Here is a 12842-nt window from a genome sequence, read left to right as displayed (position 1 = left end):
GGGCAAGAGGGGCGGAAGAGGGGGCGGCGAGGGCCGTGGACACAGCGTTCATCGGTGTTCCCGTCTCTTTCGTGACGCAAGAGGGGTGAGTGAGGGGTGAGTGAGGGGTGAAGAGCAGCGCCGGGACCGGGGCACGGCCGACGGACCGGCCGACGGGCCGGCCGGCCGGCACCGAGGGGGCCGCGCGGCGCGGGCCGGTCAGCCGCTGATGCGGTCCCAGGTGACGGGCAGGGCGTCGAGCCAGCGCACGACCATGCCCTCCTTCCAGCTCAGCTCCTCCTCGGGGACCGCGAGCCGCAGGCCCTCGACGCGCCGCGCGAGCGCCGCGAGGGCAACCTGCAGCTGCATGCGGGCCAGGTGCGCGCCGGGGCAGAAGTGGGCGCCGAGGCCGAAGCCCAGGTGCGGGTTGGCGCCGCGCTCGAAGTCGAGTTCCTCGGGCGAGGAGAAGACGTCCCGGTCCCGGTTGGCCGCGCAGATCGAGCCGACGACGGCCTCGCCCGCGCGCACGACGGTCCCGCCGAGCTCGACGTCCTCCGTCGCGTAGCGGGGGAACATCGTGGAGGTGTGGAAGGGGGTGTAGCGGATCAGCTCCTCGACGGCCGCGGGCACGAGCCCGGGGTCCGTGCGCAGCCGGTCGAACTCCTTCGGGTGCTGCATGAGCACGAGCACGAAGTTGGCGAGCGTCAGCACGGTGTTCTGCACGCCGGGGGCGAGGAGGCGCACGGCCACGAGGACGAGCTCGTCCTCGGTGAGCCGCTCGGGGTCCTCGTCCCGGGCCTGGATCATGCCGTTGAGGAGTCCGTCGGTCGGCTCGCTGCGCCGGATTCCGACCAGCTTCGCCATGTAGCGGTGGAGGTTCCCCATGTATTCGTTCATCTTCGCCGGCGGGAGCGACGTGGTGGAAACCACCGCCTGCGACCATTCCTGGAAATCCGCCCGGTCCTCGAAGGGAACGCCGAGCAATTCGCAGATCACCGTGACGGCCAGCGGGTTGATGAATTCCGCCATGAGGTCCACCGGAGAATCCTGCGAACTCTTGCGGGACAATTCATCGAGCAGTTCGTCGGCGATCCGCTCGGTGAGCGGGCGCAGCCGCTCGGTCTGCCGCGGGGTCAGGCCGGCATTGGCGACCCGGCGCAGCCGGGTGTGGTCCGGGGGATCCATCGACAGCAGCCCGCGGTCGACGACCTCCTCGCCGATGCGCGGCTCGTCCCGGTGGAGCGTGGCCGCCCGGCTGAAGGTGTTGTCGGTCATCACCTTGCGGATGTCGGCATAGCGGGTGGCGAGCCAGGCCTCGTCGCCGTACGGAAGCTGTACGCGGCTCAGCGGCTCGTTCTCGCGGAGCTCCGCGTAAAGCGGGTGCAATGCGAGTCCGGCCGGGTCGCCGAATGGGTAGGACCGCACCTGGAGTGTCTTGTCGTCATTCACCTTCAGGACGTCCTTTCCGGAAGAGGCTGCGCACGGAAATGGAGTCTGCTGAGGAGAATTTGTAGTGTCAAGCTATCTTGTCTACTGGCGCTATTCGAGTTTGCTTATCTTCGCAGCTGGAATCAACCGGCAGGATGGCCGGAGGCTGCTTCATGACCTCGGTCACACAAAGAAAAAACCGGACTGCCGACCGGTGGAATTACCAATGGAATGCAAAGTTCCGCCCTGCGTTTTCACAACGGAGAAATGAGAAAAGGAAAAAGCGGGCGCCGTGCCCTCCGGCACGCGCCCGCCCCGACCGCTCCCCGCGGTACGGCTCCCGCTCCCGTCCGCTGCCGCTACGCGCCGTCCGGATCCGCCCGGTCGAGCGCCGGACGCGGCCCCGGTCCGGTCTCCAGCAGCAGGTGGTCCGCGGCGGCCGTGTCCGTCACCAGGCTGGTGACCAGCCCGGAGCGCAGCACCGCGCCGATCGCCGCCGCCTTGCGCAGCCCGCCCGCGATCGCCACGACCTCCGGGATGCGGCGCAGCCGGTCGGCCTCGACCGTGATGCAGCGCTCGCCCAGGTCCCGGCCGATGCGGCGGCCCTCGGCGTCGAAGAGGTGCGCGGACATCTCCGCGGCGGCGCCCAGGGAGGCGTAGTGGGCCCGCTCCTCCTCGGTGAGCATGTCGTAGACGGTCGAGATGCCCGGCGCCCACGAGCCGATGGAGACGGCGGCGACCGTCACCTTGTCGAAGTAGTCGAAGGCGCGCGCGATGCCCGTCTGGCCGCGCAGCGCCGCGGCCGTGGCCGGGTCCGGCAGCAGCATCGGCGCGTAGATCGGGTGCGCCTCGCCGCCCGAGACCTGCGCGGCGCGGCGCACGGCCTCCACCGAGCCGCGCTCCGCCGTGCCCGCGTCGTAGACGCCGGTGAGCTGGACGACCGTGCACGGCGGCAGCCGGTGCAGCGCCGCCGCCATGTGGATGGTCGAGCGGCCCCAGGCCAGGCCCAGCACGTCGCCCTCGTGCACCAGCTCGCCGAGCAGGTCCGCAGCCACCTCGCCGAGGTTCTCCGGGTCGGGCGCGTCGTCCGCGGCGTCGGCGGGGGACTCCACGACGACCGCGTGGCGCAGGCCGTAGCGGGCGCGCAGCGCGTCGGAGCGCTCCGCGTCCAGCTCGGCCGGGACCCTGATCTCGATCCGCACGAGATCGCGTTCGAGCGCCGTCTCCAGCACCCGGGCGACCTTGAAGCGGCTCACGCCGAACTCCTCGGCGATCTGGATCTTCGATTTGCCCTCGAGGTAGAAGCGGCGGGCCATGGCCGCCGCCTGCACCAGCTCGGCGGGCCCCATCGGCGTGGCTGAACGGCCCGTCGACACCACCGTCTCCTCTACTGTTTTCACGCTGTTCGAGCTTGGACTCCACCGTCATCCTGTCAGAAACGGCGGTCCTTGATCAGACCTTGACCTTCGCGCTCAGCATTTCGGGCGAGCGCGGCACCCCGCTCAGTGCCCGCAGGCCCAGGCCGCACCGGCCGTGACGCGCTCCGCCTGGGCGCGCAGGGCCCGTACGGTCGCCGCCGGGTCCTCCGTACCGTAGACGGCGGATCCGGCCACGAAGACGTCCGCGCCGGCCTCCGCGCACCGTTCGATCGTCTCCGCCGAGACCCCGCCGTCGACCTGCAGCCACATCTGCAGACCGTGCCGCGAGATCAGCTCCCGGGTGCGGCGAATCTTCGGCAGCATGATGTCCAGAAACGCCTGGCCGCCGAAGCCCGGCTCGACGGTCATGATCAGCAGCATGTCCAGCTCGGGCAGCAGGTCCTCGTACGGCTCGATCGGCGTCGCCGGCTTCAGCGCCATCGAGGCGCGGGCGCCCTTCGCCCGGATCTCCCGCGCGAGGCGCACCGGGGCGGCGGCCGCCTCCGCGTGGAAGGTCACCGACCCGGCGCCGGCCTCCACGTACTGCGGCGCCCAGCGGTCCGGGTCCTCGATCATCAGGTGGCAGTCCAGCGGGGTGTCCGTGGCACGGCTCAGCGACTCGACGATGGGCACGCCGAGGGTGAGGTTGGGGACGAAGTGGTTGTCCATGACGTCCACGTGGAGCCAGTCGGCGCCCTTGACCGCCTCGGCCTCGTCGGCGAGTCGGGCGAAGTCCGCGGACAGGATGCTGGGGTTGATCTGCACGGCCATGCCTTAAGCCTGCCATGTCCACTGCGCTCAGTTGTGCGGGGGCCCGCTTGGAGGCCTCTTCACGCCTCCGCTGCGGCGGATCGGAAGGGCAGCGCGTCCGCCCTTCCGCACCCGCCGCAACGGCGAGCAGCCGACGCGGCGCAGCCCGGCGGCGCCGGGCCGGGCGAGGCCCAAGGGCGATCCGGCACCGAGCGAGGCCTGAGGCGGGGTCCGGCACCGCCGAGCCGCATCGTGGGGGGTTGCGCGCCGCGGCGGCGGATTCGAAGGGGCGGAGCCCCTTCACCGGTCGCCGCGGCGGCAGACCCAATGAAGAGGCCGCACCGCTTCGTTCCGCCGCCACGGCGCGCAGCCGCCACGGCGCAGCCCGGCGGTGCCGGAGCCCGCGCGGCGAACCGCGAAACCGCTACGCGGTACGGCGGAGCAGCGCCAGGTACATCGCGTCCGTGCCGTGCAGGTGGGGCCACAGCTGGACGTCCGGGCCCTCGCCGAGCACCGGTACGCCCTGCATGTGCGGACGCGCGTCGATCCACTCCGCGTGGACGCCGTCCCGCTTGAGCACGTCGTCCACGACGGCCTTCGTCTCGGCCGGGTGCGGCGAGCACGTGGCGTACCCCACGACCCCGCCGACCCGCACGGCGCGCAGCGCCTCCCGCAGCAGGTCGCGCTGGAGCGGCGCGAAGCCGGCCACGTCCTCGGGGCGGCGCCGCCAGCGCGCCTCGGGACGGCGGCGCAGGGCGCCGAGACCGGTGCAGGGCACGTCGACGAGGACGCGGTCGAAGACACCCTCGCGCCACGGCGGACGGGTGCCGTCCGCGGCGATGACCTCGTAGGGCCCGGGGTTCCCGGCGAGTGCCCGCCCGACCAGGCGCGCCCGGTGCGGCTGCTTCTCGGAGGCGAGGAGCGCCGCCCCCCGCTCGGCGGCCAGCGCGCCGAGGAGCGCCGCCTTGCCGCCGGGGCCCGCGCAGCCGTCCAGCCAGCGCGCGTCCGGCCCGTCGAGCGGCACGGAGGCCAGGGCGAGGGCGACCAGCTGGCTGCCTTCGTCCTGCACGCCGGCGCGGCCTTCCCGCACGGCATCCAGCGCCCCGGGCTCGCCGCCCTCGGCGAGCCGTACGGCGTACGGCGACCAGCGGCCCGGCAGCGCCGAGTCCTCACCGACGGCGGCCAGCAGTTCTTCCGGGGTGGAGCGGCCCGGCCGGGCGACCAGCGTGACCTCCGGCCGTTCGTTGTCGGCCTCCAGCAGGTCCTCGATGCCGGCGCGGCCGCCGCCGAGCGCGTCCCACAGGGCGGAGACCACCCAGCGCGGGTGCGCGTGCACGACGGCGAGATGTTCCTCGGGATCGTCGTCGTAGGGCGGGGCGATCTTCTCCAGCCACGCGTCCATGTCGTGCGCGGTGATCTTCCGCAGGACGGCGTTCACGAACTTCGCCCGGCCGTCGCCGAGCACGACGCGCGCCAGCTCCACGCTGGCGGAGACGGCCGCGTGCGGCGGGATGCGCGTACCGAGGAGCTGGTGCGCGCCGAGGCTCAGGACGTCCAGGACCGGCGGGTCCACCTCGCGCAGCGGCCGGTCGACGCACGAGGCGATGATCGCGTCGTACGTCCCCTGGCGGCGCAGCGTGCCGTAGACCAGCTCCGTGGCGAGCGCGGCGTCGCGCGCGTCGAAGTCGCCCTGCTCCCGGGCCTTGCGCAGCAGCGGCGGCAGGACCAGGTTCGCGTACGCGTCCCGCTCGTCGACCGCCCGCAGCGCCTCGAAGGCGAGGATCCGCACCGGGTCCTTCTTGGGCCGGCGGTAGGGCTTTGCGGGGCGGCGGGCGGGACGGTCGTTCACGAAAGGTGCTCCGGGGCTGTGGTGGCGAAGGTGTTCAGCCTACGCTCTGCGCTCTGCGATGCTCTGCCCTCAGGCGGCCGGGCCGAGGTGCTCGCCCTCGGCGATGCGGACGCCGCGGGCCCAGTCGGCGGCCTTCATCGGCTTCTTGCCCTGCGGCTGGACCCACTGCAGCTCGACGGCGTGGGAGCCCGTCCCCACGTGCACGGAGTTCTTGGCGGCGGCGATCTCGCCGGGCGCGAGGCCGTCCCGGCCGACGGCCGGCAGCACCGACATGACCTTCAGCCGCTCGCCGCGGAAGAGCGTCCAGGCGCCGGGGGCCGGGGCGCACCCGCGGACCACGCGGTCCACGCGCAGGGCGGGAGCGGACCAGTCGATGCGGGCGTCCTCGACGTTGATCTTCGGGGCGAGGGAGACGCCCTCGGCCGGCTGCGGCACGGCCTCGAGCGAGCCGTCCTCGATGCCGTCCATGGTGGCGGCGAGCAGCCCGGAGCCGGCGAACGCGAGCCGGGTCAGCAGGTCGCCGCTGGTGTCGGTGGGCCGCACCTCCTCGGTGACCACGCCGTAGACGGGCCCCGAGTCCAGACCCTCCTCGATCAGGAAGGTGGAGGCGCCGGTGACCTCGTCGCCCGCGAGGATCGCGTGCTGGACCGGGGCCGCGCCGCGCCACGCGGGCAGCAGCGAGAAGTGCAGGTTGACCCAGCCGTGCACGGGAATGTCCAGGGCGGCCTTCGGCAGCAGCGCGCCGTAGGCGACGACCGGGCAGCAGTCCGGGGCGATCTCGCGCAGCCGGGCGAGGAAGTCCTCGTCGCGCGGGCGCGCGGGCTTGAGCACCTCGATGCCGGCCTCCTCGGCGCGCTCGGCGACGGGGCTCGCCACGAGGCGGCGGCCGCGGCCGGCGGGGGCGTCGGGCCGGGTGACGACGGCGACGACCTCGTGGCGGTCCGAGGCGAGCAGGGCGTCGAGGGCGGGGACGGCGACCTCGGGGGTACCGGCGAAGACGAGCCTCATGGGTGGCGAACTACCTCTCCTCGAGCGCCGAGCGGAACGGCCCACCAGTCTAAAGGGCCCGGCCCCGAGGGGGCGTACGGATTGTCACGCGCCTCATTCCGGCGGATGTGCGCCCCCATACCGTGACCCGGCGGCCAATGGCGCGTTGTGGTCAAGAGAGATTGACCGAAGCGAGCCGCTGCCGCGGCCCTCCGTCCGTTGCTCGCCGGCTGTCGCGTCAACTCTCGTCTTTTTCCGTCCTTTTACCCCGCCGGTCCGAGAGGCTTCTTCATGGCCGACCACGCAACCCACGACGCCCAGGCACGGGCCAGCCTGCATCTGTTGGTCCGGGACATCGAGCGGGTCCGCAGGCAGGTGGACGCCCTGCGCACCCTCACCGCTCAGCTGGGCAACGTCTACCGCCCGCGGCGCACCGGCCCCTCCGCCGGCTTCGTCGTCTACGGGCGGGCACCCGCGCCGACCGTACGGCTGGCGCAGGAGTTGCGGGACAGCGTCGAGACCCTGGTGACGGCCGCGGTCGACTTCGACCGCTCGCTGGGCTTCTCGTGGGACGCGGTGGGCTCGGCCCTCGGTGTCACCAAGCAGGCGGTGCACCGGCGTTACGGGGCGCGCCGTGCCAACGGTCAGGCCCCGGCGGAGGCGTCGGAGGCGGTGCGCACCGCCGAGCCGGCGCCGGTGCCGGTGGTTCCGGCGGCCCGCACGGTCCCCGGCCAGGCGCCCGCCCCCGTCCACCGCGAGGAACAACGCCCCCCGGCCTTCCCGGGCCCCCGCAACGGCTAGCCCTGCGGGCGGCTCCCTGCACCGCCGGGCCGGACCCGGTCCGGCGGTTGCCGAACCCGCCGCGGGCCGCTTCGGCGTCGATCGCCGCCGCGGCACCCCGCCCACCGCGAGGTGACCGGCGGTGCCAGGGCCGGTCCCCGGGCGGGACGGCTCCCCACCACGACGTGACCATGGACGCCCCGGGCGTCGTTCATGTCTCCCCCCGCCGCAGCGGCGAACGCCCCCCGAGTACGCCTCCGGCGGTGCCGAACAGCCCTGAGCTGCGGCACAGCGCCGGGCACGCCACACCTCCCCTCCGCCGCAACGGCGCTCAGCCCACCGCGAGGTGACCGGCGGTGCCGAACCGGCCCGCAGGCGACGGGGCTGCAGCCCTGCCGAAGCCGCCCGGCGAGCTGTCAGCCGATGTCCGGTGGGTCGATGCGCAAGCGCACCGGTTCGCCGTCGCGGCGGGCCAGCCGCGCCGCCTGCGCGGTCTTCAGGGCGGCGGCCAGGGCCGCCCCCCGCCCCGGGCGGACGCGCAGCAGGGCCCGCTCCCACCGCTCCCCCGGCGGCGGGTCGCCGGGACGCCGCGGGCGCCCCGCGACCGTCACCGGCAGCGGCACGGGCCCGAGCACCTCCGCGTCCTCCGGCAGCTCCGCCGCGGCGAGCAGGTCCGCGACGTCCTCCGGCGGGCCGGAGACCGACGCCATCCGCGACACCGGCGGGAAGCCGAGCTCGGCGCGGTCGGCGAGCTCGCGCATCGCGTGCCCGGCGGGATCCCACCGCACCAGCGCCTGGACGGGCCGCAGCGTGGGCTCCGCGACCACCACGACCACGCCTCCCTCCGTCTGCCCGCGCACGAGCGCGGCCGCGGACAGCCAGCGGCGCAGGGCCTCCTCCCCCGCCCGCAGGTCGGGGAAGCCGAGGAGCGCCCAGCCGTCCAGCAGCAGCGCCGCGGCGTAGCCCCCTTCGGCGACGGGCTCCGCGCCGGGCGTGGAGACGACGATCGCCGGCCGGTCGGGCACGGTGTCGAGGATGTGGTCACGCCCGGAGGTGCGCACGGGCACGGACGGGAAGGCCCGGCCGAGCTCCTCGGCGGTGCGCCGCGCGCCCACGACCCGGGCCCGCAGCCGGGAGCCGCCGCACTCCGTGCAGTGCCAGCCCGGGGGCGCCTCCTGCCCGCACCAGCCGCACCGCAGCGCGCCCTCGGCGCCGCCGGCCTCCAGGGGGCCGGCGCAGTGGCCGCACCGGGCGGGCTCGCGGCACCGCTCGCAGCCCAGGCGGGGCACATAGCCGCGACGCGGCACCTGGACCAGCACCGGCCCGTGCTTGAGGCCCTCGCGGGCGGCCTGCCAGGCGTGGCTGGGCAGGCGGGCGGCGCGCGCCGCCGCGTCCCGGGCCTCGTCGGAGTCACCGACGGTCCGCACGGCAGGGGCGACGGCCCGCACGGTCTCGCGGGCGGCGGCGAGCGGCAGGGCCCACCCGGTGTTCACCAGCTGGGCGGCCTCCACCGTGCAGCCGAAGCCGCCGAGGAGGAACGCGGCCTTCTCGTGCACCGCCCGCTGCACGAGGACCTCGCGGGAGTGCGGGTGCGGAGCGTTCTGCGCGCTGTGGCTCCCGTCCCCGTCGTCCCAGACGGCGACGAGCCCGAGGTCCCGCACGGGCGCGAACATCGCCGCCCGCGTGCCGACCACGGCACGCACGGAGCCCCGGCTGACCGCGAGCCAGCGGCGGTACCGCTCCTCGGGCCCGAGCTCGGCCGTCAGCAGCACGTGCCGGCCCTCCCCCAGGAGCTCCCCGAGGGCGGCGTCGACGCGCGCCGCGTCCCGCCCGTCCGGCACGACGACGAGCGCTCCGCGCCCGGACGACAGCGCCGCCGCCGCGGCCCGGGCAAGCTCGTGCGGCCAGTGCGGGCCGGGCAGTGCCGTCCACACGGCCCGCGGGGTGTCCCCCCGGGCCACGGCGTCGAGAAAGGCGGGCCCGGTGGGATACCGCGCCCAGCTCCCGGGCTCCGGCGCCCCCGGCGCCGGCAGCGGCTCGGGCGAGGGCTCGGCCTCGATACGGGCGTGCCGGGGCGGAATAGCCAGCTGCAGCACGTCGGCGAGCGAACCGGCATACCGGTCGGCGACCGCGCGGCAGAGCTCGTAGAGCGCGGGGCTGAGCACCGGCTCCGGCGAGAGCACCTGGGCGATCGCGGCGAGCGGTCCCTGATAGTCGGACTCGGCCACCCGGTCCACGATGTACCCGTCGAGAAGGCCGCCGCCTTCTCTCCGGCCTCCGCGCACATTGCGCGTGCCGGCGCCGAAGCGCACCCGCACCCGCACCCCGGGCCGGGCGTCGGCGTCCAGCTCCTCGGGCACGGCGTAGTCCCACAGCCGGTCCAGGTGGACGGGCCCCTTGTCCACGAGCACCCGCGCGACGGGCAGCGTCTTGGCCAGGGGGGCGTTCCGCCACGTGCGCGGCTTGGCCTTGGGCGCCTTCGCCTTGGCCTCGCGCACGCTCTCCCGTATGAGCGCAAGCTGCTCCCCGTGCTCCGGAGGCTCGCCCTGGGACCGCCCGTTCTCGCTGCTCACAGCCACAGTCCTACCAGACACCACTGACAACGCCGGGCGGGCCGGAATTCCAGCCCGCCCGGCGTTCAGGACGGCAGTGACCGGGGCGACACCCCGGATCGCTTACAGACCCGCGGCCTTCTTCAGGGCGTCCACGCGGTCCGTGCGCTCCCAGGTGAAGTCCGGCAGCTCACGGCCGAAGTGGCCGTAGGCGGCGGTCTGCGCGTAGATCGGGCGCAGGAGGTCGAGGTCGCGGATGATCGCGGCGGGGCGGAGGTCGAAGACCTCGCCGATCGCGGTCTCGATCTTGTCGGTGTCGACGGTGTTCGTGCCGAACGTCTCCACGAACAGGCCCACCGGCTCGGCCTTGCCGATCGCGTAGGCGACCTGGACCTCGCAGCGCGAGGCCAGACCGGCGGCGACGACGTTCTTGGCGACCCAGCGCATCGCGTAGGCGGCCGAGCGGTCGACCTTGGACGGGTCCTTGCCCGAGAAGGCGCCACCACCGTGCCGGGCCATGCCGCCGTAGGTGTCGATGATGATCTTGCGGCCGGTGAGGCCGGCGTCGCCCATGGGGCCGCCGATCTCGAAGCGGCCGGTCGGGTTCACCAGGAGGCGGTAGCCGTCGGTGTCCAGCTTGATGCCGTCCTCGACGAGCTCCTTGAGGACGTGCTCGACGACGAACTCGCGGATGTCGGGCGCGAGCAGCGAGTCGAGGTCGATGTCGCTCGCGTGCTGCGAGGAGACGACGACGGTGTCGAGGCGGACGGCCTTGTTGCCGTCGTACTCGATGGTGACCTGGGTCTTGCCGTCGGGGCGCAGGTACGGGATGGTCCCGTTCTTGCGGACCTCCGACAGGCGGCGCGACAGGCGGTGCGCCAGGTGGATCGGCAGCGGCATGAGCTCGGGCGTCTCGTCGCAGGCGTAGCCGAACATCAGGCCCTGGTCGCCCGCGCCCTGGCGGTCCAGCTCGTCCTCGTCACCCTCGACGCGGCTCTCGTAGGCCGTGTCGACACCCTGGGCGATGTCCGGCGACTGGGCGCCGATGGACACCGAGACGCCGCAGGAGGCGCCGTCGAAGCCCTTCTTGGAGGAGTCGTAGCCGATCTCGAGGATCTTGTTGCGCACGAGCGAGGCGATCGGCGCGTAGGCCTTCGTGGTCACCTCGCCGGCGACGTGCACCAGGCCGGTGGTGATCAAGGTCTCGACGGCCACACGGGAGGTCGGGTCCTCCGTGAGCAGGGCGTCGAGGATCGTGTCGCTGATCTGGTCAGCGATCTTGTCGGGGTGACCCTCGGTCACGGACTCCGAGGTGAACAGGCGGCGGGACACATCGCTCCCTGGGGTTGCAGCGGCTGCTGGCTGATCATTGACGGCCCCGGCCGAGAGCTGCGCTCGACGCGGGGTCCTGGGTCAGTTTATCCGTCGTTCTCGTGGTTGGGACATCCTGTCTCGCATCACCGCCCGGGTGACCTGCGACACCCGTGTGCTCCGGCGCACAAAACGCTCACGCGAAACGCTGCGCAACCAGGTCCCAGACGGTGTCCGCGAGGTCGTCCTTGGGGCCGTAGGGAACGGGCGTCTCGGAGCCGTCGGGGGCCAGGACGACGGCTTCGTTCGTCTCCGAACCGAAGGTCTTCTTCTCCCCCACTTCATTGACAACCAGCAGGTCACAGCCCTTTCGGGCGAGCTTGGCGCGGCCGTTGGCGAGGACGTCGTCGGTCTCCGCGGCGAAGCCCACGACGACCTGCCCGGGGCGCGGCCGGCTCCCGGAGAGCTCGGCGAGGACGTCGGGATTCCGGATGAGCTCGACGGGCGCCGGGTCCTCGCCGTCCTTCTTCTTGATTTTGCCCTCGGCGTAGCGCGCGGGGCGGAAATCGGCCACGGCGGCGGCCATGACGACGGCGTCGGCGTCCTCCGCGGCCTTCAGGACGGCCTCCCGGAGCTGGACGGCGGTGCCCACGTGGACGACGTCGGCGCCCGCCGGATCGGCCAGCTCGCTGTTGGCCGCGACGAGGGTGACGCGAGCGCCGCGCGCCACGGCGGTGCGGGCCAGGGCGTAGCCCTGCTTGCCGGAGGAGCGGTTGCCCAGGAAGCGCACGGGGTCGAGCGGCTCACGGGTGCCGCCGGCGCTGATGACCACGTGCCGGCCGGCGAGGTCGGCCACCGGGGCGTCCGCGCCGCGGGCCAGCACCCGGCGGCAGACCTCGAAGATCTCCTCGGGGTCGGGGAGGCGGCCCTTGCCGGTGTCGACGCCGGTGAGGCGGCCGACGGCGGGCTCGATGACGATCGCGCCGCGGCGGCGCAGCGTCGCCACGTTCTCCTGGGTGGCCGGGTTCTCCCACATCTCGGTGTGCATGGCGGGCGCGAAGACGACCGGGCAGCGGGCGGTGAGCAGCGTGTTGGTCAGCAGGTCGTCGGCGAGGCCGTGGGCGGCCTTGGCCAGCATGTCGGCGGTGGCGGGGGCGACGACGACGAGGCGCGCCTCCTGGCCGATGCGCACGTGGGGCACCTCGTGGACGCTCTCCCACACCTCGGTGCCCGCGGGGTTGCCGGACAGGGCCGACCAGGTCGCCTCGCCGACGAAGTGCAGGGCCGAGGCCGTGGGCACCACCCTGACGTCGTGGCCGGACTCGGTGAGCCGGCGCAGCAGCTCGCACGCCTTGTAGGCGGCGATCCCGCCGCTGACCCCCAGGACGACCTTCGGCTTGTCCATCGTCTCCCCATCCATCGATTGCGTACAGCTCCCATGACACACCAAAGGTCCGGCAGCAGTGCTGCCGGACCCCTGGTGACGAATGTGCCGTGCTTACTGAGCCGGGGCCTCGATGGCCTCGGAGGTCAGCAGGCCCGCGTTGATCTCGCGGAGCGCGATGGACAGCGGCTTCTCGTGGACGTGGGTGTCCACCAGCGGGCCGACGTACTCCAGCAGGCCCTCGCCGAGCTGCGAGTAGTACGCGTTGATCTGACGGGCGCGCTTGGCGGCGTAGATCACCAGGCTGTACTTCGAGTCGGTTGCCTCGAGCAGCTCATCAATCGGCGGGTTGATGATGCCCTCGGGCGCGGTGATGGAAGAGGACACTCTCTGCCTTCCGAAGG

At 73.6% G+C, this 12842-nt stretch carries 10 protein-coding genes; 1 reads left to right on the top strand and 9 read right to left on the bottom strand.

The features are described from left to right. Positions 1 to 198 precede the first annotated feature (198 nt). From ACSNOG_RS20445 to fmt, 5 genes are all read right to left on the bottom strand, one after another. Positions 199 to 1428 (bottom strand): cytochrome P450, encoded by a 1230-nt coding sequence (locus tag ACSNOG_RS20445; RefSeq protein ID WP_436754114.1) that lies wholly within the window; start codon positions 1426 to 1428, stop codon positions 199 to 201. 338 nt (positions 1429 to 1766) lie between these two features. After that, the gene (locus tag ACSNOG_RS20440; RefSeq protein WP_173864883.1) at positions 1767 to 2756 is read right to left on the bottom strand and encodes a sugar-binding transcriptional regulator; all 990 of its coding nucleotides are present in this window, start codon (positions 2754 to 2756) and stop codon (positions 1767 to 1769) included. A 153-nt stretch (positions 2757 to 2909) separates the two neighbouring features. Beyond that, positions 2910 to 3596 carry a ribulose-phosphate 3-epimerase gene (gene rpe, locus ACSNOG_RS20435; RefSeq protein ID WP_190024766.1) on the bottom strand — a complete coding sequence of 229 codons (687 nt, stop codon included), beginning with the start codon at positions 3594 to 3596 and terminating at the stop codon, positions 2910 to 2912. Between the two features lie 403 nt (positions 3597 to 3999). Continuing rightward, on the bottom strand, positions 4000 to 5424 hold the full coding sequence (locus ACSNOG_RS20430) for an RsmB/NOP family class I SAM-dependent RNA methyltransferase (RefSeq protein ID WP_436754113.1): 1425 nt from the start codon (positions 5422 to 5424) through the stop codon (positions 4000 to 4002). 69 nt (positions 5425 to 5493) lie between these two features. Continuing rightward, positions 5494 to 6432 (bottom strand): methionyl-tRNA formyltransferase, encoded by a 939-nt coding sequence (gene fmt / locus ACSNOG_RS20425; protein WP_436754112.1) that lies wholly within the window; start codon positions 6430 to 6432, stop codon positions 5494 to 5496. Positions 6433 to 6702: 270 nt separating this feature from the next. On the opposite strand from fmt, the gene ACSNOG_RS20420 reads away from it, so the two are divergent. Further along, positions 6703 to 7212, top strand: coding sequence for a hypothetical protein (locus ACSNOG_RS20420; protein WP_436754111.1), 510 nt, complete (start codon positions 6703 to 6705; stop codon positions 7210 to 7212). A gap of 395 nt (positions 7213 to 7607) precedes the next feature. Here the strand turns inward: ACSNOG_RS20420 and ACSNOG_RS20415 are convergent, their stop codons facing one another. The 4 genes from ACSNOG_RS20415 to rpoZ form a co-directional block, all read right to left on the bottom strand. Continuing rightward, positions 7608 to 9764 carry a primosomal protein N' gene (locus tag ACSNOG_RS20415; RefSeq protein WP_436754110.1) on the bottom strand — a complete coding sequence of 719 codons (2157 nt, stop codon included), beginning with the start codon at positions 9762 to 9764 and terminating at the stop codon, positions 7608 to 7610. 102 nt (positions 9765 to 9866) lie between these two features. After that, a complete protein-coding gene (metK, locus tag ACSNOG_RS20410; RefSeq protein WP_436754109.1) occupies positions 9867 to 11075 on the bottom strand; it encodes a methionine adenosyltransferase in 1209 nt (402 codons plus the stop codon). 175 nt (positions 11076 to 11250) lie between these two features. Next, a complete protein-coding gene (gene coaBC / locus ACSNOG_RS20405; protein ID WP_436754108.1) occupies positions 11251 to 12459 on the bottom strand; it encodes a bifunctional phosphopantothenoylcysteine decarboxylase/phosphopantothenate--cysteine ligase CoaBC in 1209 nt (402 codons plus the stop codon). Positions 12460 to 12552: 93 nt separating this feature from the next. Continuing rightward, a complete protein-coding gene (rpoZ, locus tag ACSNOG_RS20400; RefSeq protein WP_004948662.1) occupies positions 12553 to 12825 on the bottom strand; it encodes a DNA-directed RNA polymerase subunit omega in 273 nt (90 codons plus the stop codon). Between the last annotated feature and the right edge of the window lie 17 nt (positions 12826 to 12842).

It is taken from the genome of Streptomyces sp. URMC 124 (assembly GCF_051386455.1).
In the GTDB taxonomy this organism is placed as follows: domain Bacteria; phylum Actinomycetota; class Actinomycetes; order Streptomycetales; family Streptomycetaceae; genus Streptomyces.
This window is presented reverse-complemented; position numbering and strand designations above follow the sequence as displayed.

Coding starts and splice junctions, on each gene's coding strand:
- ACSNOG_RS20440 (WP_173864883.1), bottom strand. CDS start 2,756: ATGGGGCCCGCCGAGCTGGTGCAGGCGGCGGCCATGGCCCGCCGCTTC.
- rpe (WP_190024766.1), bottom strand. CDS start 3,596: ATGGCCGTGCAGATCAACCCCAGCATCCTGTCCGCGGACTTCGCCCGA.
- fmt (WP_436754112.1), bottom strand. CDS start 6,432: ATGAGGCTCGTCTTCGCCGGTACCCCCGAGGTCGCCGTCCCCGCCCTC.
- ACSNOG_RS20420 (WP_436754111.1), top strand. CDS start 6,703: ATGGCCGACCACGCAACCCACGACGCCCAGGCACGGGCCAGCCTGCAT.
- coaBC (WP_436754108.1), bottom strand. CDS start 12,459: ATGGACAAGCCGAAGGTCGTCCTGGGGGTCAGCGGCGGGATCGCCGCC.